Genomic DNA, 24,432 nt, shown 5'->3' on the forward strand with positions numbered 1-24,432 from the left:
AACTACTGTTGCTGATTGCGACTGCGCACCGCCCACAGCGCGGTGAGCAACGCGATCGCCGCGACAGCTATGCCGATCTCGAAGCCAGGAATCGCCGACTCGGACTCCGACGGCTGTTGTTCGGCCACGGTCACGGACGCGAGCGAGTCGACTTCGGCTGTGAACTGGTACGTTGTGCCGGATTCGTCGCTCACTGTTGTCTCGGCTTCGACCCACTCGCCGTCCTCAGCCGCGTAGAGCGCGAGATCCTCGGACTCGAGACCGTGCTCCTCAAGGAGTGCTGCCTCGACGCTGAACGTGACTGTCGCCGGGGCGTCCTGTATGGAGTCGCCGGTGATCGTCAGGGACGATAGCGAGTCGACCTCAGGGGGGGCGGCTGGCAGGTCGTCTGGTTGTCGGTCTTCGAACGTGACCGACCCGCTGTCTTCGATCCCGGTCAGTTCGACCGTCTCGAACGTGACACCGTCAGCCGTGCCAGCCGTCGGCTGCAGGGTGACTCGGTCGTCCGTCGACGCGCCCTCGATGCTGGCGGTCGTGCTGTCATCAGTTCGGTCATACGTGACTGATGGACCGTCACACGTTCCGGTTCGGATCGTGACTGGCTCCTCGAGCGACAGCGCTGTGCGGTCGGGAGCGTCGACATCGCCGGAGAGGACTTCCCAGTCTTCGATTTCCCCGTCGCCGTGGAACTCGGGATCGTACAGGTCCTCGTTGTCGTAGTGGTCTGCATCCTCGTTGAACGCCGGCTGAATCGTCACGGCGAACTGGTCATTGAGGCCGCCCTGAATCGCCCCACCGTCAGTTCTGGCGTCGCTCCAGATCCAGGATGCGGAGGCCCAGCCGTCACCGCTATCCCACGTTGCCATGTTCGTTTCACCGTCATAGAGATCGTCCTGGACGACCCACTCGGCCTCGGTTGGCAGGCCAACGATATCGAACGTGGCGGCCCCACCCTCGGTATCGCCGTCGAGCCGGTCGTGGACCATGACGAGACTCATTCCATCAGTTCCCTCGTGCAAGAAGAGCAGACTCGTGTCGTCTTCCTGGAGGTGTTCGGTGCCGTACGAACTGTACATTCGTTCTACATCCTCGGGATGTGTTTCGTGGTTGCGGTAGTCGTAGAACGACTCGACCGTCCCGTCGGTCGATAGCGGCTCGATCGGGTGGCAGGACTCACCCTGTTCGATGACGTAGCTGTCGGTCGGTGGCAGACTCGCCTGTGCGGCACTCAGCCCCGTATTTGCGGCAGAGGGCTGTACGATCCCACCGACGCCACCGACCATCAGCAGCGCGGCGACGGCGACGGCAGCCAGTGCGTTCGCCCTCATGAGTTGTCCCCCACGATCGCCGAACTGGCAGCCGACGGTGTTCCGTCGACCGTTCCGTCGGCTCTCCGACTCTCCGGTGTTTGGTTACCGTTGTCCTCGAGTGTCTCACAAAACGCGCCGGGTGAGCCGACCCAGGCACCGAGTTCCTGTGCTCGTTCGACCAGCCAGCGATAGAGCGTTCGGTGGCCGGGAAACTCTTGTTCGTTAAAGTAGCGTGGATGCCAGAGCACCGTCATGATGGCGTCGTTTTCTGCGGCTTCCGTCAGTAGCCGCTCGCAGATCCGGCGGGCAGCCTCGAAGCTGCTTCCGGGATCCGGCAGCGCCTGATCCATGATCGTCAGCGGGAAGACGATGAACTCGTCGTCGAACGGTCTGAGCGGCCGGTAGCCACCGTGGAAGCCACACTCCGTACTCGAGCCGAGACTCGTGTCGTAGTCGAGACCGATCTCCCGGTGGTGGTGCCACGTGTCTGGCACGCTCAGCCGGAGGTGGTGCTGGCGGCCGCCGGTAACGGAACCCTCAAGAATCTCCTCAAGGGCGTGCTTTTCTTCGCGCAACCGGTCCCGATCGGTTGGCGAGTGATAGGAGCCGTGGAGGCCGACCTCCCAGCCGCCGGCGTCGAGCGCCCGGATAACGGCGCTGATCTCGTCGCTGGTGATGTCGTATCGCCCGAGGTGTTGGACCCAGTTCGACGGCGAGACCCACTCGCTGACCGGCCGATCAGCGAGGAGGTGTTGTTCGTTCAGGAAATAAAACGCGGATCGGACACCCAACTCGTCCTCGAGGGCCATGAGTTCCCCGAACTGCCAGTACGGGTTCGACGACGAGAGCGCCGTTCGGAGGTGGTATCGGGGCCGCTCCTGAGTCGCGTAGTACAGCGATCGGAACCCCTTGTACGGACGATCGACGTCATGGGTCAGACAGAGCCCGAACTCGGCGTCATCAGGCAGTGTCTTCACACGTGAGAACTGCTGGCCACCGGTTTCGTCGTCTGACGGCACCAGTACGGTTCGGTCGCGCCCGTCGACGACTGAACTCGAGGCGTGGCGCACTCTCGAGAGACGATCGCTCCGACTCGTTTCGCTCATTACTGCTTCACTATCACCGGAACCAACAGGATAGTAAACGACGACATTACGGAATCATTGGATGTCCATAACGGGAGCCGATCGACTGTTCTACAGACGGCAACAGTGCCTTCGAGACGCGGCTGTCGCGCCTACTTTCGATCCTTCGAGCGATCGCTCCGTGGAAGCATACCCGTGACGAGCCGTTTGCCACCGAGCAGACATTCCCGGAGGACGGGGGCTCCGTCTGCGAGCCAGACGAGCGCTGCGACCATCACAAGTCCGAGTTGGAGCCACATGTATGTCGACAGCTCACCCGCCACGAGGTCCTGCTGGTACTGGCCGAACAGCCGCGAAAACTCCTCCAGAAAGCCCTGACTGTGGTCGTTCGTGCCGACCGTTTCGACGGGCCAGAGCATCAGTTCGGGGTATGCGTGCCCGCCCCGGAGGTAGCCATCGAGCACGTCGGACAGCGGGTGAAGCAGATAGCCGAGGCCGAACGCGATCCCGGCCGGCGTCCGCCCGATCGAGCGAGCGCCAACCCCAACGACGACGGCGAGTGGTATCGCAAAGAAGATCGAATGCCCCAGCGCATACCCCGTCTGAAACACGCCGAACTCCCAGGCGAGCGGCTTATCGATGAGATCCGGCAGGACCGAGGCGAACACGGCCGCAAACGCTGCGAGGCCGGTCGGTGACTCCCGGTAGTAGAGCCGACTGAACAACGAGTAGGCGAGATAGCCGACGATCGCATGCTCCCATGGCCACATCAGGGGAAGGCAGCCGCTTTGGTGGGTTAGTTATGGGTGCGATACGCGCCCCTTGCAGCCCACCGAACCGAGTCTGCTTGCGAGTCAGTTCTGCGAGCCACTGTCGCCAACCTGTTGCTCGAGGTGACGCACGATTCGAACCGCCGCGTTGCCGCTCCCGTAGAGGTCGGGTTTTGCCGGCGGATCAGCGGCAGCGCGAATCGCGTCGACGATCTGTTCCGTTTCCGCGCCGACGAGGGTGTTCCATCCAGCATCGACTGTCTCGACCCACTCCGTCGTCTCCCGGAGGGTCACACAGGGCGTGTCCAGGTAGAACGCCTCCTTTTGCACACCGCCGGAGTCCGTCGCGACGCAGGTCGCTCCCTCGACGAGTGTGATGAACCGACCGTAGTTGACGGGATCGATGAGCCGGGTGGCGGCCATCGCTCGCTCTCGGAGTCCGTACTCGTCTAATGCGGCGACCGTCCGTGGGTGGGCGGGGAAGACGACCGGCACACTGAGCTGTGCAAACGCGTCGAGGATCGCCTCGAGTCGATCCCGGGTGTCCGTGTTCTTGGCACGATGAACCGTCGCGAGGACGTACTCGTCGGGAACGGCGGGCCCGTCGAACTCGGTTGCACGGAGCTGATCGCGAATCTGGAGGAGCGTATCGTACATGACGTCGCCCGAGACGAACACGCCCTCGGTAATCCCTTCCTGCTCGAGGGTATCTTTCGCGTGGTCACCCGGAGTGAACAGCAGATCCGAGCAGTGGTCGGTAATCCGTCGATTGACCTCTTCGGGCATCGACCAGTCGTGTGACCGTAACCCGGCTTCGACGTGGGCGAGTGCTGGTGACGATTTTGCCGCCACGAGCGCGCCCGCGACCGTCGAGTTGGTGTCGCCGTAAACAAGGACGACGTCGGGTGATTCGTCGTCGACGATTCGCTCTAGCTCGATCATCATCTCGGCGGTCTGGCGAGCGTGGGATGCGGAGCCGATGCCGAGCTGGAAATCGGGCTCCGGAAGGGCGAGTTCGTCGAAAAACACTGCGGAGAGTTCGGGATCGTAGTGCTGTCCGGTATGGACCATCACTTCCTCGTGGTCGTCCTGTAACTGCTGTGAGACGGCGGCTGCTTTGACGAACTGCGGTCTGGCACCCACGACCGACAGGACGTTCATCAGCCGGCCACCCCGTTCGATCGGTGGTTCCGTCTCGGTCGGCGACTGTTCGACGACGGCCCCGCTCGAGGGCAATCATCTATGGGCACGATCTCGGTGTCGGTACAGTCCGGCTTCCGCCTGATGTGTCCGCTATTCATACACTGTTTGACCGTCTCAATCACGCGACAGACACGCTATTAGTAAATAATCGTATAACAGATACTCTCTTTCTCGCCATCGAGTAGCGAATCGATACCGTACCTGTGACTGGGTTTCGGCCTCGAGTGGCAGCGACTCGCGCTCTGCAACCACGATCGTGATGGGCGATACTGTCGGCGACGCTGCTCGACGATCTCGAGAACGAAACGTCGTCGATTCTGTACCGACAGCCGAGGCGAATGCGCCGGGGTCGGTGGAATCTGCAACCCATTCTGTGGGAAGAGGACGCTGCAATCCATCCCGTAGAAAGAGGGTTCTCGAGGCGTGACCCCGAGGCACGTCACGGTGTCCGGAATATCTGGTTGAGGGACTGTTTCGGCGATAGCGCGAGTCGACTCCGTATCTGTCGAAGACGTCCTCGAGCGGTAGCCGTCTCGTCGCGACGACTGATCGACATGGCAGTTGGTGACTCGGCTCGATCGGATCGCTGGCGAGCGGTCGCAGACAACAGGCTAGAACCGAGAAGCGCGACGATACCGATCGCTGTGCTTGCGATACTGACCAGAAGTGTCTCTTGGTTCATGATGTCGTCCCGGTGTATCGGCTGCGTGAGCGTGTCGTCGGGAGTCGGTTTTCGTTCGGTGTCTCTGATCGATGTGTGCGTCTCAGCATCCGTACGACGACCACACCTCATTCGTTTCCTTAATTATACGTACAGTTATATTTGGAGGCGATGGCCTACCGGTGCATAGCAAACGCGTACTGCTGTTAGCAGCGGTCTACTGCGGCGAACCGTTCGTTCGGCTTAAACGATACTGGTCACTGACCGTCAGTACGTCACTCCATGTAGCCGAGTCCCTTCAGGCGGTCCTCAACGTCGGTGAAGTCGTCGTCGACGTCCTCGCCGCGGTCCGTCTGTGAGACGCCGGTTCGCTGGACTTTGGTCTTTGCAGGCGTACTCTCCGCCTCGAACGCATCGAACAACACCCGTCCGTCGGCGTTTTTCGGGACGGGTTCGCCGATGCCGTGGAGCAGCGTCGGGGCAATGTCGACGACGCGTGCACCGCGAAGCGTTGCGCCGGCGTCGACCGACGGTCCACGGCAGAGAACAATCCCCTCTTTCCGATGACTCGCGGCGTACGTTCCGGTGTCACCAGTTGGCTCGCCGGTGAGTGCGTTGCGTGCCTCGTAGACCCCACGCCCGTTGACGATGAGATCCGGCGAGCCGTCGTCGGTTGGGAACAGTTCGTCGCCGTCGAACACGTCGAGCATCCGTTTCCCGTCGTCGTCGGTGACTGACTCGAACAGGTCGGTCAGTTCGTCTTTGATCGCCGGGATCTGACTCGGATCGACAACGCCGTCTTCGAAGCGTTCGGCGTCGTTTATATAACAGTTTCCAGCACCGTGAACGAACGCGATCGTCCGATCGTAATCGACGTCGTACAGCGCGTGATCGCCAGGAATCTGTTCGGCGACTGAATCGACGAGCGCCCGCGGGAGCGTCGAGACGATCATCTCCTCGGAGATACCGAGTCGCTCGAGTGCGCCCGTGATGCGATCACGCGAGATGCCGAGACTCGCGAGTGCCCCGCGCGTCCCGTCGTCTTCCGCTCTGAACAGATACTCCTCCCGCTCGAGGAAGTGGTTGACGTAGACCAGTTCCTCGATCGGGCCGAAGCCGTGGTCGGAGACGACATAGAGATCGGCGTCGTAGCGGTCCGTGTATGCCATCACCTCGCCGAGGATCTCGTCGAGTTGCTTGTAGTGTTCGAGCAGCCGATCCATATCCCAGACGAGGTGCTGGAAGCGGTCGGGGGCGGTGTAGACGAAGAAGAACAGCCGCCAGTCGTCACCGGCCTCGTCCATCTGCAACTGCATGAGTTCGTGACGATTCGCCAGCATGTCGTTGACAGCTACTTCGAACTCGTCGAGACGGTTGGCGTAGTCGGGATAATCGAGGCTGATCTCATAGTCGGGAATCCGTGACTCGATCTTTGATTCGAGTTCGGGTGGCTGGGTGTACGCTTTGTCCGTCGAGGGAGTCATCATCCCCGTTACCATCGTTCCATCGATCTCCTGGGCGGGATAGGTCATCGGGACGTTGCCGACGTGGGCGGGTGAGACCTGTTCCCAGAGCGTCGGCTGTCGGAGGTCGTGGCTCGTATACATCTCGTGGGAATACCCCGACGAGAGGTTCTGAAAGCCATAGATCCCGTGTTTGTCCGGCCAGACGCCCGTCGCGATCGACGGCCACGCCAGTGGTGTCGTCGCGGGCTGGGTGCTCTCGAGGGTCCCGGATGCGCCTTCCTCGCGCATTCGAGCGAAGTTTGGGAGCTCGCCCGCATCGCTCCATTGTTCGATGAGTTTCCACGGTACGCCGTCGAATCCAAGCACGAATGCTCGCTCGGCTGTCGGAGAGGACCTGCTCATGATTGTATACTGAGACGTCGAAGACGTCTACTGTCCTCCAGGTGACGGGATTACCGTTTTGTTATGGGGAGATTTCACAGCCCTTCGAGCCGATGAGTGGCCGATTTAGTCGATCTACTGCCGAAATTCACAATATAGTGTACGATCGGTTTCGTCGGTCGTACTGTGGTGCTACACAACCCGTTGCAGAAGCTATCAGTACCGAAAGGTAACCCATAACAAAACCGTCTCTTGGACAGCATCGAGCTATGAGCCACAGGCAATGGCTGTCTGCAGGTGGTGGCTGCCGTGGGTAGTGTTGTTCTTTCACTCGATGCCGAACTCGGCTGGGGGTTTCACGACCTTCCGGAGCCGCCGACCGACCGCGTCGAATCAGGTCGACGCGGCTGGACGGCGATGCTCGAGTTGCTCGAGGAGTTCGACATCCCGGCGACGTGGGCCGTCGTCGGCCATCTCATGCTCGAGTCCTGCGACGGCGTCCACGCCGACCATCCGGCCCCGGATGGCTGGTTCGACCGTGAACGCGGCGAGTGGCAGGATCGGGAGGATCTGCGGTTCGGACGGGGACTCGTCAGGGACCTTCTCGAGTCGGATGTCGACCACGAGTTTGCGAGCCACACGTTTTCCCACGTCCTCTTCGGTCGGCCCGAGACGGACCGGGAGCTGGCTGTCGCGGAACTCGAGCGGAGCGCAGCGATCGCCGAGGAGTGGGGCTGTTCGTTCGAGTCGTTCATTTACCCCCGAAACGACGTCGGCCATCGAGACGTCCTCGCGGAGCATGGTGTGTCTGCGTATCGGGGCTGGACGCCCAATCGAGAGGGAGTGCGTGCCGTATTCGACTCGATGGTTCGCGACCGATCGTTGCTCGTCGAACCCTTTGTTGACGAATACGGGCTAGTGAACGTTCCGGCGTCACTATTTCTCTTTGGCTTTGAAGGTCCCGCCCGGAGTGTTGCAGAGTCGATCTGGGAGGATCCGATGGTCGCGCTGGCTCGCTGTGGTATCGACGAGGCGACGACCAGTGACGGAACGTTTCATATGTGGCTGCACCCGAACAACCTGACGACCGAACGGGACGACCGGCGTATGCGCGCGATCCTTTCATACCTCGATCGCCGTCGGTCAGACTCTGATCTCGTCGTCGAAACGATGGCCGACGTGGCCCGTCGGATCCGCTGTTCACGCGGGGTCGATGGAGAGCCAACTCGCATCGATGCGCAGGCGAAAGCGAGCTGGAACTGATCGCCCCCTCGTATGGACAGCATACACGAGCGGAACGCGAAGGGGCGTACTACATCGGTGAATATGAAATCGATAACAAAGCCCGCTCCCACCCCGGTCTGGGGCAGATGCCATCAACACTTTTCGGCCGGTGGACCGACTCGAGTGCGCTCTCACTCGGCGTACTCGGTGTCGGTAATATCGGCATGGTACACCTGAAATCGGCACTTGCGATGCCTGCCGTCGACGTCGTTGCGGCTGCCGATACGGTCCCGGACAATCGCGCTCGGGCCGAACGAGCTGGCGTGGCCCGAACGTACGACGATTACACGACGCTGCTCGACGCCGAGGATCTCGACGTGGCGGTCGTCGCGTTGCCACCGTTTCTCCATGCTGACGCCGTCGAGCGTGCCGCCGAGGTCGGCGTCGACGTCTTCGTCGAGAAGCCGCTCGCCCGTTCGACCGACGAAGCCGACGAGTTGCTCGAGGCGGCTCGCGAGGCGGATATCGCTGTCGGCGTCGACCACACGCTTCGCTACCAGCCCGATATGGCCGGTGTCAAGGCCGACTACGACGACGGTACTGTCGGCCACGTTCCCTACGCCTCGATCACGCGACTCAACGACCACCCCCTCGGTCGCCCACCCGCCGACGATGCACCGCCGGAATGGCCACTCGACCCCGACGCCGCCGGCGGTGGCTCATTGATCGAACTCGGCGTTCACTGTTTCGACGTCCTCGAGTGGCTCTTTGGCGACCTCGAGGTTCGGGATGCGACGATGGGCCAGAGCCTCGACATTCCCGCCGAAGACGCCGCGACGGTGTTGCTCCAGGCTCCGGAGACGGGAACGACGATCACGCTCCACTGTGGGACCTACCAGTGGGAACAGCTCCCGGAGGTCAATACGCGCTTGCGACTCGAGGGGATCACAGGCACGATCAGCAACCAGGACCACCTGCCCGAGAACTTCTATGCGAGTGCGGCGACGGCTGCGCTCTCGAACGTCGCGAGCCGATTCACGAACAGCGAGCCCGATGTCTTCGGCCCGACGTTCTACCTGCAGGCCCACTACGACGCGCTGGAAGACTTCTGTGACGCCATCCGAGAGGGTGCAACGCCACCGGTCGACGGTGCCGACGGTCGACGGACACTCGAACTCGCCGAGACCGCCTACGAACTCGCCGAGACGGCCGATAGCGAGCCACTCGAGATCCCGGAGGTGATGTCGTGAGTGTTCACGTCGCCGCCGTCGACGCCCCCGAGCGACGGGGTGGCTGGACGACCAATACCGACCGGCGGCTGGCGATCCTCGAGTCGCCGGTTCGTTCCGTCCTCGAGCCCCATCTCGAGTCGTTGTCGAACACCGATCGGATCACGCTCGTTCCCGACGCCCACTACCCGTTCCACCCGTCGACGGGGATGGTTACCGACCCTGCCGTCGTCGGCTCGACCGCTGCCGTGCTCCGGGCACGGACCGAGGCTGACGTCGCCGTCGCCGGGATGACCGACGACCGTATCGCGTTCGATCGCGCCGCCGGCTATCTGGGCTATCCGTCCGTTCTCGAGCGCTTTGACACCGAGCTGGTCGATCTCGCCGACGAGTCCCGACGGGATCGCGTCGTGTCGGTCGCAGACCAGCAGCTTTCGGTATCCGTCCCGGAGCGACTCCTCGAGAGCGCCGTCGTCGTTGTTCCGTCACTGCGTCCAACTCGAGACGGGCCCGTCGCCGGGGGGATGCGCACGCTCGGGCGACTCGCCGCAACCGTCGCCGACGCCGACCTGACTGCCATCGGCGCGACGCGGGCTATCGAGCCCGCGTTCTCCGTGCTGGATGCGACGGCCGCCTACGGCGGTGATCCGATCGCGGCCGACACGCTAGTCGTGGGGCCGATACCGCAGGTCGACGCGATCGGTGCGTCGTTGCTCGGCCGCTCGCTCGAGGACGATCCGGTGCTCAGACATACGCTCGGTGCTGACGAGTCGGCGATCACCGTCGAAAGCGCTGCGGGCGACGACGTCGACCTCACGGCGCTACGACGTCGGATTCCCGATGGCGAGTTGCCGCCGCCCGACGATACTCACCCGGCCGTCTCGACTGCCTACCGACTCTACGCGGCGGTGGCCGGCGATGCCGTTCCGCCACAACTGGAGCAGCGCCGATGATGGGGCCGAAAACCGCAGCCGTCACCGGCGCGACGGGCTTTCTCGGCTCGCGGCTCTGTGCGCGCTTGCTCGAGGACGGCTGGGACGTCCGCGGCCTGAGTCGGCCGATGTCGGATCGGGGCGACCTCGAGGGCGTCGACTGGCACGTCGGCGATCTGTTCGACGACGAGACGCTGCGATCGCTGGTGGATGGGGTCGATGTCGTCTTCCATCTCGCTGGCGTCAGCCTCTGGAACGCGACGCCGGAACAGGTCTACCGGGTCAACGTCGACGGGACCGCGAACCTCCTCGAGGCCTGTCGAGATAGCGAAACCGGGCGACTTGTCTTTACGAGCACGGCCGGAACGCGCCGTCCACCTGACGATGCCATGGTTGCGGACGAAACCGATGTCGCCACTCCTGTCGGGGCCTACCAGTCCTCGAAGGCACAGGCAGAGCAACTGATCGATCAGTACGCCGAAACCGACGGCGACGCCGTCACCGTCCACCCGACGTCGATCTTCGGCCCCGGTGACGAGGCGTTTACCACCCAGTTGCTGTCGATGGGGCTCGAGCCGACGATGCCCGCCTATCTCCCCGGCGGGTTGAGTATCGTCGGCGTCTCGGACGTCGTCGATGGCCTGCTCGCGGCCGCCGAACGCGGCCTGAACGGCGAGCACTACATTCTTGGCGGCGAGAACCTTACCTACAACCAAGCTGTCTCACGGATCGCTAACGCCGTCGACGGCTCGCCGGCCCGGATTCGCGTCCCAGCGACGGCAATCCACGCCGCCGGCCCGGTCGCCGAAGCCGCGAGTTCCGTCGCCGGTGTTCGAATGTTTCCCTTCGACCGGCAGATGGCCCAACTCGCGACCAAGCGGCTGTTTTACTCCTCGAGGAAAGCCAGTGCGGAACTGGGCTACGACTATCGGCCGCTCGAGGATCATCTGCCGGAGACGATGGACTGGTATCGGTCCGAGTGCTAACTATCGGTCCGTTTTCACCGGTGGCGACGGCGCTCTAGCGAGACGGGTTCCGAACAAACCGTCCTGTGAGGACTCTCGAAACCGTTCAAACGAGGGGTGTCACTCGAAAACCGTGAACATTCTACTCCGATGACCAATCAGCGGTGTCGCCGCGCGACCGCGTCGACGGCGGCCGTTACCCGTGGCCGAGTTCGTTTCTCCGTTCCTGCGACCCGTTCATAGACCTCGAGCAACTGATCCGTGGTCCGGTCGATACTGACCTCGCGGGCGGCCTCGCGGCCGTTCGATCGCTCCTCGCGTTGCAGGACGTCGATTAGCCCGTCGACCAGTTCCTCGTCGGTCGTCGCGACGTGAGAAGGGGAGACGCCAGCTAGCCGTTCGCGGACGTCGCCGACGTCGAGTGCGACCACGGGCAGGTTGCAGGCCAGCGCCTCTTTCACCGAATTCGGCGAGCCCTCGCTGTCAGAAGTCAACAGAAGTGCGTCCGCGGCGTTCATGTAGTCGGCGACTGCGTCGTGGTCGACGCCGTAGACAACGCGGAGCTCGACTGGTCGCTCGAGCAGATTGTCGACCACCGAGACGATCCGTTCGGCTCGCGAGTAGTTCTTGACCTCGCGTTCGGGTGGGTACGGAAAGAGCACCTGGAAGGCGTCGCCGACGCCGTCCCAGCCGACGGCCTCGCGAGCTCGAGTCTGTGGTTTCGGCTGGAATCGCTCGAGGTCGACGCCGTCGGGGATCACCCGGCAGTCCTGACCTACCTCCGTCCGCATCCCTTCGGACATGACGATTACCTCGTCACACAGCGGCGCAGCCGCGACGCTGATCGGCTTGACGGGGCCGTGGACGTCCGATCCCCACAGCGACAACACGACCGGCGCTTGCCGCTGGGCCAGCGCCATTGGAGCTATCAGTCCGTAGTGGGCGTGGACCAGGTCGTATCCGTTGCCCGCCTCGCGGATGACTCTCGGGACGGTACGGAGGTAGTCAGTCGGCCCCCGTGCGGTGTCGGCGCTGACCTCACCGGCGACCGACAGTGTCGAAAACGAGACGCCGCGTTCCTCGAGGGCGGCCATCTGCTGGGTCATAAAGGGAGCGTCGGCGTGTGTCGTGAGTGTGAGGACGTGCATCTCGAACTGCCGGAGAGAGGGGCTCGACCCGTTTTGTTATCCGTGTTGCAGCACTGCTGGCACCGCAGTCAATTCCGGAATACCCGCTGCAACAGTCTGCTGGCCGTCGATCCGTTGTTGGTTTTCTTCTCGTACACGCACATGTGGATTTCTCGAAACTGCTGTTTTCGGCCGATGGAGGCCGTAGCAATACGATTACAAAGCATCGACGGCGGCTATGCTGGGTCGATGCGGATCCTCGTCTTTGCGAACACACCTGCACACGTCCATCTGTATCGACACACCGTCGATCGGCTTGCGGCCGCGGGCCACGACGTGCTCGTCCTGACTCGAGAGTACACCTGTACGACGGACTTACTCGAGTTCTTCGGCATGCCGTATCGGGTGTATGGCACCCACGGCACTGACAGCTACTCCAAACTCCGATTCGCCCGTGAACTCGGCGGGCAGTTCGTGACAATCGCCCGCGAAGCAGTCCGATTCGATCCGGATGTCATCTTCGGTCGGGGACCCTACGCCGCCTACGCGGGAACGCTCGCTCGAGCGCCGGTCGTCCTCGTCCTTGACGACGAGCCGGGTGATTTCAACCACACCGTCTCCCGTCCGTTCGCGGAGACGATCCTCTCGCCGGCGGTCACCCGCCGCGATCTCGGCGACGACCACTACACCTTCGAGGGGTTCAAAGAGTGTGCGTATCTCCATCCCGACGTCTTCTCCCGCGACGAAAACGTCCGCGAGTTCCTCGGTGTCGACCCGGACGAACCCTACGTTATCGCTCGGTTCAACGCTCTCGATGCGCTCCACGATACCGACCTGGAAGGCTTCAGTCCTCCCCAGCGTCGTGATCTGATCGAACGGCTGAGCGAGCACGCGACCGTCTTCGTCTCCGATGAAGGTGGCGAGATGGACCTCCACGACCTGCCCGCCCGGCCGTACGATCTCCATCCAGCGTTGATCCACGACGCGATGGCCGACGCGTCGCTGCTGGTCGCGGACACGGGAACGATGGCCACCGAGGCAGCACTGCTGGGGACGCCTGCGTTCCGATATCGTGGCACTGACGACCACGAGTACGGCGAGTTCCAGGAACTCGAGCGTGCCGGCCTCGCCGAGCAGTTCGACGAGTACGCCGCGGTTCGGGATCGCTCCCTCGAGATCCTTGCCGACGACGATGCACCGGCTCGCTGGCAGCGACGACGGCAGGCGTACGTCGCGGGGCTGGTGAACCTGACCGAGGTACTGGTCGCAGTCGCCGAATCCCGCGGTGCGATCGATCGGCTCAGTCCGTCGACGCGACAGGCGTTACAGCGCGGACGAGAGACACCGAAGCCGTAGCCGCTGGCTGCTGTTGTCCTGTCGACGGTGACGGATCTATCGATGACTCCCGGAAACGGCAAGTCTGGGATGTATCCGCCGTTCCGTCGAGTAGCTAGCCACAGATGTACCAGGACCTGTTACTCGCGACCGACGGAAGTGAGGGCGCTCGCCAGGCGACAACGCACGCGATCGAACTCGCTTCCCAACTCGACGCAACGCTGCATATCGTCTCGGTGTCCGAGGACGGCCCACACAGTTCGGAGAAACAGGATCAGCTGCGCACCGATCCGGAAGACGAGGCCACCCAGGCACTCGAGGAAGCCGAACGGGCGAGTGCCGACGCGGGACTCGAGACGACGACGACCGTTCGCCACGGTGTCGCTCAGGAGGAGATCGTCGACGTCGCCGAGGCGGAGGCGATCGATCTGATCGTGATGGGAACCCACGGTCGTACCGGCCTCGATCACCTGATCGTCGGGAGCGTCGCCGAGGAGGTCGTTCGCAACGCGCCAGTTCCGGTTGTGACCGTTCGAGAACGGAGCTAACGCGTCGTCCGGCTCGAGTGTCTCAAACCGTCGTAATCACGCACTACCCAAAGATACGGCCTCGATAATTAACCAATCTGCGCTTGAACGACGTGGTATCGTGGCTGTTCGTCGTTTGATGTCCTGCAGTCGGTCGGTGACTGAGTGGGCGGTCCAGTCGCCACGCTCGCTCGAGCAGCCAAGCGATCGACCGTCGCACACGGAGGTGGCCGCTCGGTGAGCGACGGCACGACCGTCGTCGGCGACGTCCTTCGCGTGCTCGTCGTCGGTGACTCGCGACCGATCGACGCGGCGATGGATGCGCTCTCCTCACAATTCGTCTCGATCTCGCTCATCAGAGAACGAACGCTCTCGAACGCAGTCGATCGACTCGATCAACTCGAGATTCACTGTGTCGTCTGTCCGTTCGGGCCGACCGACCGGGATCGATCGACACTCGAGGCGCTTCGGGAGCGGGCCGAGGAGTTGCCGATCGTCGCCGCCGTGGACAGCGAAACGGCCGACGAAGAAACACTCGAGTTGGCACTCGAGGCCGGGGCGAGTGACATCATCGAATCCGATGCCCCTCGGTCGCTCATCGCGACTCGGATCAGAAACGCGGCCGAGCGGTTCCGTCTGGAAGGTGGCGCAGACCGGCGCGGCCGGTCGATCCTCGAGCGATCCGACGCGCTCGTCTGGGTGGTCGACGAGACGGGTGCCATCGAATACGCGAGCGCAGCCGTCGAGCCGCGGCTGGGATACACGCCTGACGAACTCGAGCGGACGTCTCTTTCACAGCTCGTCCATCCGGACGATCGTAAACTGGTTGACGAGCGCCTCGAGCGCGTTTCGGCGGCTGCGTTCGGAGCGACCGAGCGCGTTTCGGTACGGATCGGCCACGCCGATGGCACGTGGCATGCGTACGAACTGACCGCGGCCAACCGGGTTGCGGACCCACTCGTCGAAGGACTTGTGCTTACGCTTTCGGCAACACCGGTGGCCGAGTCGGCCGACGGCGTTCGAACGGCGATCGATCGTTTCGAGGACCCGTTTTTTACGCTCGGGCCACAGTGGGAACTGCGCTATGCCAACGAGGCTGCGAGCCGACTGTTCGCCTCAGACGCGACTGCTGAGCCTGGAACTGTCGTCTGGGACCTCCTCGATCCGGCCGTTCGAAGCCAGTTCTACGAACGGGTCCTCGAGGCGACGACGACTGACACCGTCGTCGAGTTCGAGACTGTCTCCCCCGGGAGCGAGACTCGACTCGCGGTTGCCGTCCACCCCGGCGAGGACGGTGTTACCGTGACTGCACGCGAACCTTCGGATGCCGACTCCGCCGTCGACCGGGAGCGGTTCGACCTCCTCGAGTCGGTTGTCGACGCGCTCGAGGACGGACTCGTCGTTCTCGAGGGATCGACGATTCGGTTTGCCAACGCGGCACTGCTCGAGTTGGCCGGCGGAGAGACGCTCGTCGGCCGCGGGATCGATACCGTTTTCGACGACGACCTCACGGCGGCGGTTCGCGAGCGCGCACAGTCACCGGTCGTCAGGTGGATGGATCCGCTGTCGGGATCGCTCATCGCCGGCGCTGCCCGTCGGCCGGTCGACGTGTTCGTCGCACCGCTGTCCGGCGACGAACGAACACTTTGTGTCGTCCGCGATCGCCGTCGATCGCCGGCTGCAACCCTGTCGACGATCCATCGGATGATCACGGCGATGCGTGATGCCGAGAGCCGTTTCGGCGTGTTCCAGTCGGCCGTCGATGCAACAGTTGCCAGTTCGGACGCTGACCTCGCCGGCTGGTATCTCATCGAGGCGGACGTCCTCAGACCGGCAGCAGTCGCCACTCGAGCCACGACCGATCACGCCGAGCCGCCGCCGATCGAACGCGCCGAGATCGACCTGCTCGAGCGCCTCGAGACCGAAGCGGACGCCGATGGTGAGGGTGTCGTCTTCGATCGCCCGGACATCGAGCCTGCCCTTTCCCGGGCCGGAATCCGTGCCGAACGGGTGCTTGCCGTTTCGATCGCCGATCACGGGCTCCTCCTTGCGACGAGTACCGATCCGATGGCTTTCGAGGCACACGAGCAGACGCCGGTCGAAATCGCCGGCCGGGCGGCTGCGACTGCGCTCGATGCGCTCGAACGCGAGACGACGATCCAGCGCCACCGCGGCGACCTCGAGCGACTCGAGTCCGCCGTTGCCCGCTGTCAGCAACTGCAGACGTTCGAACGAACGCTGCTCGCCAGTGATTCCCGAGCGGAACTCGAACAGGATCTCTGTGAGGCGCTCGTCTCTTTCGAGTTCGACGACACGCTCGGGACGATCGATCTGGCCTGGGTCGGCGATGTCGCCACCGGCTCCGAACGGATCACGCCGAGTGCATGGGCCGGCCGGAACGGCGAGTTCCTCGAGTCGGTTTCGATTCCGATACACGGCGATGATGAGCCACCCCATCCAGCGGCGAGGGCAGCCGAGACGCTCGAACCGGCGGTTATCGACGATCTCGAGGCCGGTGGAGTCGATCAGGCGTGGCGACGACGCGCCCTCGAGAACGGGGTTCGATCCGTCCTGAGCGTGCCCCTCGTCTCCGAGGGATTCTGTTATGGAACGCTCACCGTGTACGCCGATCAGCCGTCGCTGTTCGACGACGCGATCGAACAGCTGTGTACCCATCTTGCGACGGTCGCCAGCGCTGCGATCGCGTCGATCGAACGGAAACGCGCGTTGTTGACCGATCGCATCACCGAACTCGAGGTTGTCCTCCGGGACGACACGGCGGCGCTGTCGGCGATTGCACATCGACTGCAGCGGCGGCTCGACGTGCAGGCGGTCGTCCCCCGCTCTTCTGGTGGTTCGACGGTGTTCTGTATGGTCACAGACGTCGACGAGGCGACGATCCACGCTGCCATCGAGTCGGCGTCTGGGGTCGAATCGGGCCGATTCATCGGTGATCGCGCGGACGCCTCGGTGATCGAACTCGTCCTCACCGAGTCCTCCGTCGCGGAGACGCTTGCGAGCCACGGTGGGATCTTGGAATCGGTGACGCCAATCGACGACCGAACCCGATTTGTTATTGCCCTCTCGAGTACCGTCGACGTCCGGTCGTTCGTCCGGATGCTCGAGCGAACGTATCCGGGCACGGAGTTGCTCGCCCGTCGCGAGCGAGACCGGTCCGATCGGCCCGTCCGCGCGTTCGATGCCGAACTTCGCAGTCGGCTCTCGGAGCGACAGTTTCGGACCCTCGAGACGGCGTACTATGATGGCTTTTTCGGGTGGCCTCGCGAAAGCACCGGTGAGGAAGTCGCTGACTCACTCGGTGTCTCACAGCCGACGTTCAGCCGCCATCTTCGCCTTGCCCAGCAGAAACTGTTCGAACTGTTGTTCGACGATCGTGCAACCGGTGGCACTGACTGATACAGTCTGTTGTGATTCGTTCCCGGTGGTCGCCCGACTGGGGCGGCGATCACCGAGAAACGGCTACAACGATCCGTCTGAGGCGCTCACGGAACGTAGTCATATCTTACCGCCGCTGCTCGTTCCGAAATAGCCGGGTAACATAGTATTTCTTTCTATAAAAAATAGTCAGCACAAACGACGCCTGAATAGGTATAGCGGTCCAGTTTTGATCCCGTTTCCTGTATAGCGTCTACGACCATATGGCCACGGTCGAATCAGACGTTCAATGAGCGAGTTCACGGTAATCGAATATTACAGGGGTCATCCATCCGGATGGCGGATCGATCTGTGAGTATCGAGACGACTGAGTCCAGGCGGAAGCCGGGGATCCGGTCCCAGGCGGATGGTGGCGTTATCACCCAGCTCCGTCTCGACCACTCGTCGCTGTTCTTGCGACCGACGCTGCGTCGCGCCCCCGACGTCACTGTCGAACCCGAATACTGGACGACACTCGAGACGGGCCGAACGCTTGTCTTCTGTAGTGTCTATGGAAGCTCGTTCGACAGCTTCGAGACGGCACTCGAGACGGATCCGACGATCGACGACCCGATCCTTGTCGACCGCTATCCCGACCGGCGCGTCTATCGGGTCGCGCTGACCGACCGGGCGGTGTCGTTCATCGCGGAGACGGCAACAGCCGGCGGCCGCCTGCTCGATCTCTCGAGTTCACGCGACGGCTGGCTCGTCCAACTTCAGTTCCCGACCCGGGACGACCTCGTCTCATTTAACGACTACTGTCGCGAGCGAGATATTTCGGTGGCAGTTGACCATCTGCGGCTGTCGGACGACGACGACGACGGCGTCGTTGCCCTGACGGAAAAACAACAGGAACTGCTCGCCGTCGCGCACGAGGAAGGCTATTTCGACGTGCCGCGGGGAATCTCACAGGACGAACTGGCCGACAGACTTGGCGTCTCGAAATCGGCCGTTTCACAGCGGCTTCGACGCGCAATCGGCGAACTCTGTGCGTCGAAGCTGTGCTGATCGTCGTCCCAGCTTCTCTCTCGAACGAGCAACTCGCTGTCGAGAAATTGTGAGAGTCACTCCGTTGCGGTCCGTTGATCGGCCAGTGTGCGAAAAGGCAGAATTACTCCGTTCCACTGAGTTGACCCGGCAACGCAGTGGATGACGACTGTCGTGACTTGTCTCCGATCGCTTACGCGTCGTCTTCGTCGTCGTCTTTCATCGAGCCGAGTTGGGACACGAGCTCGTCGGTCGAGGCGTCGGACTCGAAGGACAGCTGTCCGTCGTGGTCGTTTTCGTGGACGTTGACGGCCTCTACGTCGTCGTCATCGTCGGCCGTCTGTTGCTGTTGTTCGGATTCGTCGTAGCTACCAAAACCCATATGATAACCTCATTAGTGAGTGCTAAAGGTGTGCCGGTTCGTTCCCTCTCTGTGAACTGGAGCCAGGACCTAATTGCCACTCCAGCGTCATCAACCGGCCGAAATGTCGCGGTCGTAGATCCGCTCTTGAGTCAATTTCGCATCTACCCAGCCGCTTTGATCGACGCGTTCGATCGGGCTCACGGTGTCCTCGTGGCCGGAGCAAGTACGCCGATCCGAGTCGGTTCTGCACGCTCCGGCGACGATGAACAAAATTATTACGCCGGTGGCTGTACGTCGGATTATGGGACGATACGGCGACCTCAACTATGGTTTCCTGACCAAAGCCGGGTTCCTGTTCGGCCTCGGATTACTGCTTTTCGGTGCGGGTGGCGAGATCCTTGGCCACGCCGTCTACGGGGACCTGCCTGCCTGGCAGAACACACTGTTTACTTACTCCGAGGGAATCGGTCTCGTTATCGGCTTTTTCTCGCCCTGGATCTTCGGGATTTTCCTGCCCCTCACCGAGTAACAGCCGGACGGCCTGTTTCCGGTCTGACCGCTTCGCGTTCGCGACCGAAGCGGGGGGTCTCTCGAGTTCGGACGACGTTTGGCCGTCGATACAGCGCTGTCAGCTACCCGTCAGCGATATCGCTTGACTCCACTCGATCGATCGAAACGACGGGATTCAGTATGGCCGACAATATATTCGTTTGTACAGCCATACTCGGTCTCCGTTTGACTGTTCGGTTGACATACTTCGGTCTAAACTGTGTTTCGACCGTTCTTTTGTGGATCGTCCGGCACAAATCGAACAAAAATTGTAAAATTTGATATGAACGTGTTAGTGTCCCCAGTACTGACATTCCCCTGATCCCCGATCGAGCAAGTCTGTTACCTGCCAACTACCGTCTCTAGTAGTTCGTCTATAGTAATGGATGCAGATGGGTAGGTCTGTATCATGTCCGTGCACCGTTTGCCATCTCGAACAGTTACCACGGGCGACCAACTATCTATGACACGATCACGACCGCTACGAGTGACCGTTCGCCGTCCTCGCCGCGTCCAGTGGAGGCCGAGCTCGAGTTTCGAAACCGCCACCACGTCGTTCCGGGACCGCGTCCCCGAACGCGCTCACGGTGAGTGAGTGACCGATGTGTGGAATTATCGGTCGGGTCGGCGATGGAAACGCCCTCGAGCCGCTGTTGACTGGCCTCGAGAACCTCGAATATCGAGGCTACGATTCGGCTGGTATCGCCGTTCAGAACGGCTCTGGCATCGATATCCAGAAACGGTCGGGAAAGGTCGACGAACTGAAAGCATCCATCGGGGACACACCGCTCGAAGGGGAGGTCGGCATTGGCCATACGCGCTGGAGCACACACGGCCCGCCGACCGACGCGAACGCTCACCCGCATACGGACGGCACGAAAGACGTCGCCGTCGTCCACAACGGGATCATCGAGAACTACGTCGAACTCAAATCTCGGCTCGCCGACCGCGGCCACGAGTTTACCAGTGACACCGACACCGAGGTCATTCCCCATCTCATCCAGTCCTATCTCGACAAGGGCATGGAAAACGAGGCGGCGTTCCGACGTGCGATCGCCGACCTCGAGGGAAGCTACGCCGTCACGGCGATGCTCTCGGGCGAACACGTCCTCTACGCTGCTCGACAGGGATCACCCCTCGTCGTCGGCATGGAAGACGGCGAGTACTTCCTCGCAAGCGACGTGCCGGCGTTCCTCGAGTACACAGACAGTGTGGTCTATCTCGAGGACGGAGACGTCGTCATCGTCGATGCCGACGGCGTCGAGTTCACCGATCTCGCGGGCAACCCCGTCGTCCGCGAGCCCGAAACAATCGAGTGGGATCCCGAGCAGGCCGGCAAGGGTGAGTTCGACCACTTCATGCTGAAGGAGATCCACGAGCAGCCAACGGCGCTGACACAGGCACTCGAGGGCCGAATCGATCCCGAACACGGACGGATCGCGCTCGCGGATTTCGAACCGGGGACGTTCACCGACATCGAAAGCGTCCAGCTGATTGCCTGTGGGACGTCCTATCACGCTGCGCTGTACGGCTCGCTCGTGTTGAATCAGGCCGGCGTTCACGCGACAGCGCTGCTTGCAAACGAGTACAGCGTCTCGTCCCCGCCGATCGACGACGACACGCTGGTGATCGCGGTCACCCAGAGCGGCGAGACGGCGGACACGCTGAACGCCCTTCGACAGGCCAATGCCGAAGGTGCAACGACAGTCACGGTTACGAACGTGGTCGGCTCGACTGCCGCCCGGGAGGCCGACGAGGCGTTGTTCATCCGGGCTGGGCCCGAGATCGGCGTCGCGGCGACCAAGACGTTCTCCTCGCAGGCCGTCATGCTCACGCTGCTCGGCCAACGGATCGCCGCCGATCTGCGTGGTGAGCCGCCGGCCGATCTCGAGACGCTCCTGGCGGAGCTCGCTGCGATGCCCGACGCGATCGCGGGGCTACTCGAAGATTCCGATGCCGACGCAATCGCCGACCGGTACGCAAACAGCCAGTCGTATTTCTTCATTGGCCGCGGCCTCGGGTTCTCGGTGGCACTCGAGGGTGCCCTGAAGTTCAAAGAGATCACCTACGAACACGCCGAAGGCTTCGCCTCGGGCGAACTCAAACACGGCCCATTAGCACTTGTGACGCCTGAGACGCCGGTCTTTGCGGTGTTTACCGGTGAGGAAGACGAGAAAACCCTCAAAAACGCCGAGGAGGCACAGACCCGTGGGGCACCCGTCATCGCAGTCTGTCCAGCCGGACACCGAGCGGTCGACGTTGCGGACGATCACCTCGAGATCCCCGAGATGGAAGCCGACCTCGCTGGGCTCCTCGCGAACGTCCAGCTCCAGTTGGTCTCGTACTACGCTGCTGAACTCCTCGGTCGCCCGATCGACAAACCGCGCAATCTTGCCAAAAGCGTCACCGTCGAGTAGCTGCCGTCTCGCCGTTTGGACCCGCTGTTAGTTTTCGACCGCGTTTGTGCGCGTCTATGCCCGGGCTCGGCTGCCGATGGACTCGAGTACGAGTCATTGGTACCGACGGACCCGGACCACCCCCGTAGACTCGGGTCCAGACGGTGTCGTTAGGTGCCGACCCGCGACCCGTACTCGAACGAATCGGCATCGCCCTGGAGAGAACGGTCACGCTGTTTGTCGAACTATTCTCTCCACCTAGCTGGCCACCGCATCGGAATATAAATACCACACGTGATAATGACGGCTACGTGATGATGATCTCGGCGGTCACTGATCGCATATCGCTTCCCGATCGACCGAGTGGGTCATACACCCCGTAAAATGAGTTATTATCAGAGGTAAATACTGTATTACTGCCGTGTAAAGCCATGACACTGCCGTTTTCCGAACTTTCTGTAATACCTGATTTTCACGATAAACAACCGAATGGGTTCTCATTTATCTTGATTATGCTGTCTATAGTAAATACCGTTCTATGGCTACAGACTGTTGATGTCGACGGAACCAACCGATACGAAGTGGACACCGATGACGTCCGGCCAGCAAACGACTGCTCCCCGCTGTGTCAACTGTGGGAACCAGGTCACTCGGCAGTTCGCTCGTGTCTTCGGAGACAATCGTGACGTCGTCCACGCCTGTCCTGACTGTGCCACGTACCGAGAGATGAAAACGTCCGATTTCATCCCGAAAGAACGCCGGTAGCAGTTCTCGAGTTCGTGTTCCGTTGCCGACACTGTCCTCACCGCTGTGGTCGTGTGTCACGTTTTGACGTTCGTGGCCTTGATGTCGGTCGAATCCCGCCTGCGGCGACGTTAGCGGCACCCTATATTTCTGAACTGTCTGTATCGTATATACGCAGCACTCGCGTTGGACTCGCCTGATGATGGATTCAGTCTCGTCTCATCGTGTCGGACGAACCAAAATCGCTGGTCGACAGGTCACAGTATGAGTGCAACCGAATCCGATACCGAAGCCGACGATCCGGCGTCACAGGCGTCACTGACCGACCTGCCGCCGAGCTCGAAACTCGTCTACAAGGTCCTCGAGTACGAGGGATCGATGACCCAAGAGGAGATCGCCGCGGAGTCGCGGCTCTGTTCGCGGACAGTCAGATACGGGCTCGGGAAACTCGAGAACGAGGGACTGGTCTCCAGTCGTGTCTACCTCGAGGATGCCCGGCAGTCGAAGTACCGAATCGTCGACTGATACGGTTTACTGTAGTCAATTACCGCCGATCGCCAGAACGGGTCGGCGATCGGCGGCAAATAGTTACAGCAATCCGTATGAGAGGGGGTCTCGTCGCCAGCCGGGTATCGCTGCCCAGAGCTGTGCAGGTTCCGTGGCTCGGTTTCCGTGCCGTAACCCGCTGAACGGCTACGAGAATCCCTCTGAACTCGTGTTTGCGGTTTCGACTATCGGTGTTTCTGGTACTGATCGATCAGCAAATCGAGGCCGAACGCACCCGACGTAATTTCGTAGTGGAGTTCGAGGCGCGGATTGAATTTCGCTTTGTACCGGTTGATGCTTGGCACACCGGCACCGACGAGGTCGTACCGATCGAGGCCATCTCGGAGGCCATCGCGCATGACGTGCCAGTCGAGGAGATCGTTGATCGGCAGATCGATCTCGGTATCTGGCTTGACGCCACCCTGCCACCGATAGCGGGTTGTCTCGGATTCGACGACCAAAATACCGCCGACGAACTCGCCGTCGACGCGACAGACGTAGGGCCGAATCGAGCCGTCGGGTAACACGGTGTGAATCGATCGTGCGAACGCTGGATTCAGGTGGAACGCCCGTCCTTGATTTTCGTAGCGGTTCGCGACCTGATCGACGATGCGCTCGACGTCGTCGTTGTCGCCTTCCTCGATGACGTAGGCGTCTGCATCCGCGTTCCGGACGTTGTTTCGGGCGTCGCTGCTGAACCGTTTCAACAGCGTCTCTTCGTCGTCCTCGAGTTCGACGACGTAGGTGTAGCCGGGTTCGACGTTGTATCCTGCCCAGGTGAACGGTCGCACGTCGTCGAACTCGGCGGCGACGAACTTCGAGTACACTGGCGAAATCGCTTCTTCGATCCACTCGAGGCTTCCCTCGACAAATCGTTTTGTTCGCCGGTCGGCTTTTCGCTGTTTGAGTTTGGCGACGTTCAACAGTGACGGGCCGAGGTAACACGACCACGAGAACGGGGCTGGCGAGAACGCACCCGTGATGGGGCCTTTATTATACTCGAAGACGGGGAAGAGGCCGACGGCTTCCTGTCCTTTGAACCCGGTAAGCAGGTGCAGCGTCGAGTCGGTGTCGTCGGCCTGCAGTCGCAGCGCTTCGGCACGGTAGAACGGATTGGTGCCGTCCGATCGCTCGACGTAGCGGTTCCACTCGTCGGCGTCGGTCCACGGATCGAGTGCGGTTACCTCGACACCCAT

The 24,432-nt window shown here is 61.9% G+C and carries 20 protein-coding genes; 12 read left to right on the plus strand and 8 right to left on the minus strand.

Going from position 1 to position 24,432, the window contains the following annotated elements; translation table 11 throughout:
* Positions 1 to 2: 2 nt before the first annotated feature.
* From BW940_RS10985 to BW940_RS11010, 5 genes are all read right to left on the minus strand, one after another.
* A complete protein-coding gene (locus tag BW940_RS10985; protein WP_076609261.1) occupies positions 3 to 1,328 on the minus strand; it encodes a PGF-pre-PGF domain-containing protein in 1,326 nt (441 codons plus the stop codon).
* A complete protein-coding gene (locus BW940_RS10990) occupies positions 1,325 to 2,416 on the minus strand; it encodes a polysaccharide deacetylase family protein (RefSeq protein ID WP_076609262.1) in 1,092 nt (363 codons plus the stop codon). The genes BW940_RS10985 and BW940_RS10990 overlap by 4 nt, the downstream gene beginning before the upstream one ends.
* Before the next feature lie 131 nt (positions 2,417 to 2,547).
* Positions 2,548 to 3,165: a metal-dependent hydrolase gene (locus BW940_RS10995; protein ID WP_076609263.1), complete on the minus strand. Its 618-nt coding sequence runs from the start codon at positions 3,163 to 3,165 to the stop codon at positions 2,548 to 2,550.
* A gap of 84 nt (positions 3,166 to 3,249) precedes the next feature.
* Positions 3,250 to 4,326: a non-hydrolyzing UDP-N-acetylglucosamine 2-epimerase gene (gene wecB, locus BW940_RS11000; protein WP_076609391.1), complete on the minus strand. Its 1,077-nt coding sequence runs from the start codon at positions 4,324 to 4,326 to the stop codon at positions 3,250 to 3,252.
* Positions 4,327 to 5,304: 978 nt separating this feature from the next.
* Positions 5,305 to 6,897 carry an alkaline phosphatase family protein gene (locus BW940_RS11010; protein ID WP_076609265.1) on the minus strand — a complete coding sequence of 531 codons (1,593 nt, stop codon included), beginning with the start codon at positions 6,895 to 6,897 and terminating at the stop codon, positions 5,305 to 5,307.
* 288 nt (positions 6,898 to 7,185) lie between these two features.
* Here BW940_RS11010 and BW940_RS11015 point away from each other — a divergent pair, with 288 nt between their 5' ends.
* From BW940_RS11015 to BW940_RS11030, 4 genes are all read left to right on the plus strand, one after another.
* A complete protein-coding gene (locus tag BW940_RS11015; RefSeq protein WP_076609392.1) occupies positions 7,186 to 8,139 on the plus strand; it encodes a polysaccharide deacetylase family protein in 954 nt (317 codons plus the stop codon).
* Between the two features lie 107 nt (positions 8,140 to 8,246).
* A complete protein-coding gene (locus tag BW940_RS11020; RefSeq protein WP_076609266.1) occupies positions 8,247 to 9,350 on the plus strand; it encodes a Gfo/Idh/MocA family protein in 1,104 nt (367 codons plus the stop codon).
* On the plus strand, positions 9,347 to 10,282 hold the full coding sequence (locus BW940_RS11025) for a DUF362 domain-containing protein (protein WP_076609267.1): 936 nt from the start codon (positions 9,347 to 9,349) through the stop codon (positions 10,280 to 10,282). Before BW940_RS11020 ends, BW940_RS11025 begins: the two co-directional genes overlap by 4 nt.
* A complete protein-coding gene (locus BW940_RS11030) occupies positions 10,279 to 11,247 on the plus strand; it encodes an NAD-dependent epimerase/dehydratase family protein (protein ID WP_076609268.1) in 969 nt (322 codons plus the stop codon). Before BW940_RS11025 ends, BW940_RS11030 begins: the two co-directional genes overlap by 4 nt.
* Before the next feature lie 137 nt (positions 11,248 to 11,384).
* Here BW940_RS11030 and BW940_RS11035 read toward each other — a convergent pair whose 3' ends face one another.
* Positions 11,385 to 12,374: a glycosyltransferase gene (locus BW940_RS11035; protein ID WP_076609269.1), complete on the minus strand. Its 990-nt coding sequence runs from the start codon at positions 12,372 to 12,374 to the stop codon at positions 11,385 to 11,387.
* A gap of 228 nt (positions 12,375 to 12,602) precedes the next feature.
* Between BW940_RS11035 and BW940_RS11040 the strand changes: the two genes are divergently transcribed.
* From BW940_RS11040 to BW940_RS11055, 4 genes are all read left to right on the plus strand, one after another.
* Positions 12,603 to 13,709, plus strand: coding sequence for a DUF354 domain-containing protein (locus tag BW940_RS11040; protein WP_076609270.1), 1,107 nt, complete (start codon positions 12,603 to 12,605; stop codon positions 13,707 to 13,709).
* 104 nt (positions 13,710 to 13,813) lie between these two features.
* Positions 13,814 to 14,236 (plus strand): universal stress protein, encoded by a 423-nt coding sequence (locus tag BW940_RS11045; RefSeq protein ID WP_076609271.1) that lies wholly within the window; start codon positions 13,814 to 13,816, stop codon positions 14,234 to 14,236.
* Positions 14,237 to 14,452: 216 nt separating this feature from the next.
* Positions 14,453 to 17,632, plus strand: coding sequence for a bacterio-opsin activator domain-containing protein (locus BW940_RS11050; protein ID WP_076609393.1), 3,180 nt, complete (start codon positions 14,453 to 14,455; stop codon positions 17,630 to 17,632).
* Between the two features lie 315 nt (positions 17,633 to 17,947).
* A complete protein-coding gene (locus BW940_RS11055; RefSeq protein WP_076609272.1) occupies positions 17,948 to 18,658 on the plus strand; it encodes a helix-turn-helix domain-containing protein in 711 nt (236 codons plus the stop codon).
* Between the two features lie 172 nt (positions 18,659 to 18,830).
* Here the strand turns inward: BW940_RS11055 and BW940_RS11060 are convergent, their stop codons facing one another.
* The gene (locus BW940_RS11060; protein WP_076609273.1) at positions 18,831 to 19,019 is read right to left on the minus strand and encodes a DUF5786 family protein; all 189 of its coding nucleotides are present in this window, start codon (positions 19,017 to 19,019) and stop codon (positions 18,831 to 18,833) included.
* 283 nt (positions 19,020 to 19,302) lie between these two features.
* On the opposite strand from BW940_RS11060, the gene BW940_RS11065 reads away from it, so the two are divergent.
* From BW940_RS11065 to BW940_RS11080, 4 genes are all read left to right on the plus strand, one after another.
* On the plus strand, positions 19,303 to 19,530 hold the full coding sequence (locus BW940_RS11065; protein ID WP_076609274.1) for a DUF7860 family protein: 228 nt from the start codon (positions 19,303 to 19,305) through the stop codon (positions 19,528 to 19,530).
* A gap of 622 nt (positions 19,531 to 20,152) precedes the next feature.
* On the plus strand, positions 20,153 to 21,967 hold the full coding sequence (gene glmS, locus BW940_RS11070) for a glutamine--fructose-6-phosphate transaminase (isomerizing) (protein WP_076609275.1): 1,815 nt from the start codon (positions 20,153 to 20,155) through the stop codon (positions 21,965 to 21,967).
* A 534-nt stretch (positions 21,968 to 22,501) separates the two neighbouring features.
* The gene (locus BW940_RS22095) at positions 22,502 to 22,711 is read left to right on the plus strand and encodes a DUF7563 family protein (protein WP_076609276.1); all 210 of its coding nucleotides are present in this window, start codon (positions 22,502 to 22,504) and stop codon (positions 22,709 to 22,711) included.
* A 243-nt stretch (positions 22,712 to 22,954) separates the two neighbouring features.
* A complete protein-coding gene (locus BW940_RS11080) occupies positions 22,955 to 23,215 on the plus strand; it encodes an ATP-binding protein (RefSeq protein WP_076609277.1) in 261 nt (86 codons plus the stop codon).
* Positions 23,216 to 23,421: 206 nt separating this feature from the next.
* Here the strand turns inward: BW940_RS11080 and BW940_RS11085 are convergent, their stop codons facing one another.
* On the minus strand, positions 23,422 to 24,432 hold the full coding sequence (locus BW940_RS11085) for a lipid II:glycine glycyltransferase FemX (protein WP_076609278.1): 1,011 nt from the start codon (positions 24,430 to 24,432) through the stop codon (positions 23,422 to 23,424).

The organism is Natronorubrum thiooxidans (assembly GCF_900156475.1).
GTDB lineage: Archaea > Halobacteriota > Halobacteria > Halobacteriales > Natrialbaceae > Natronorubrum > Natronorubrum thiooxidans.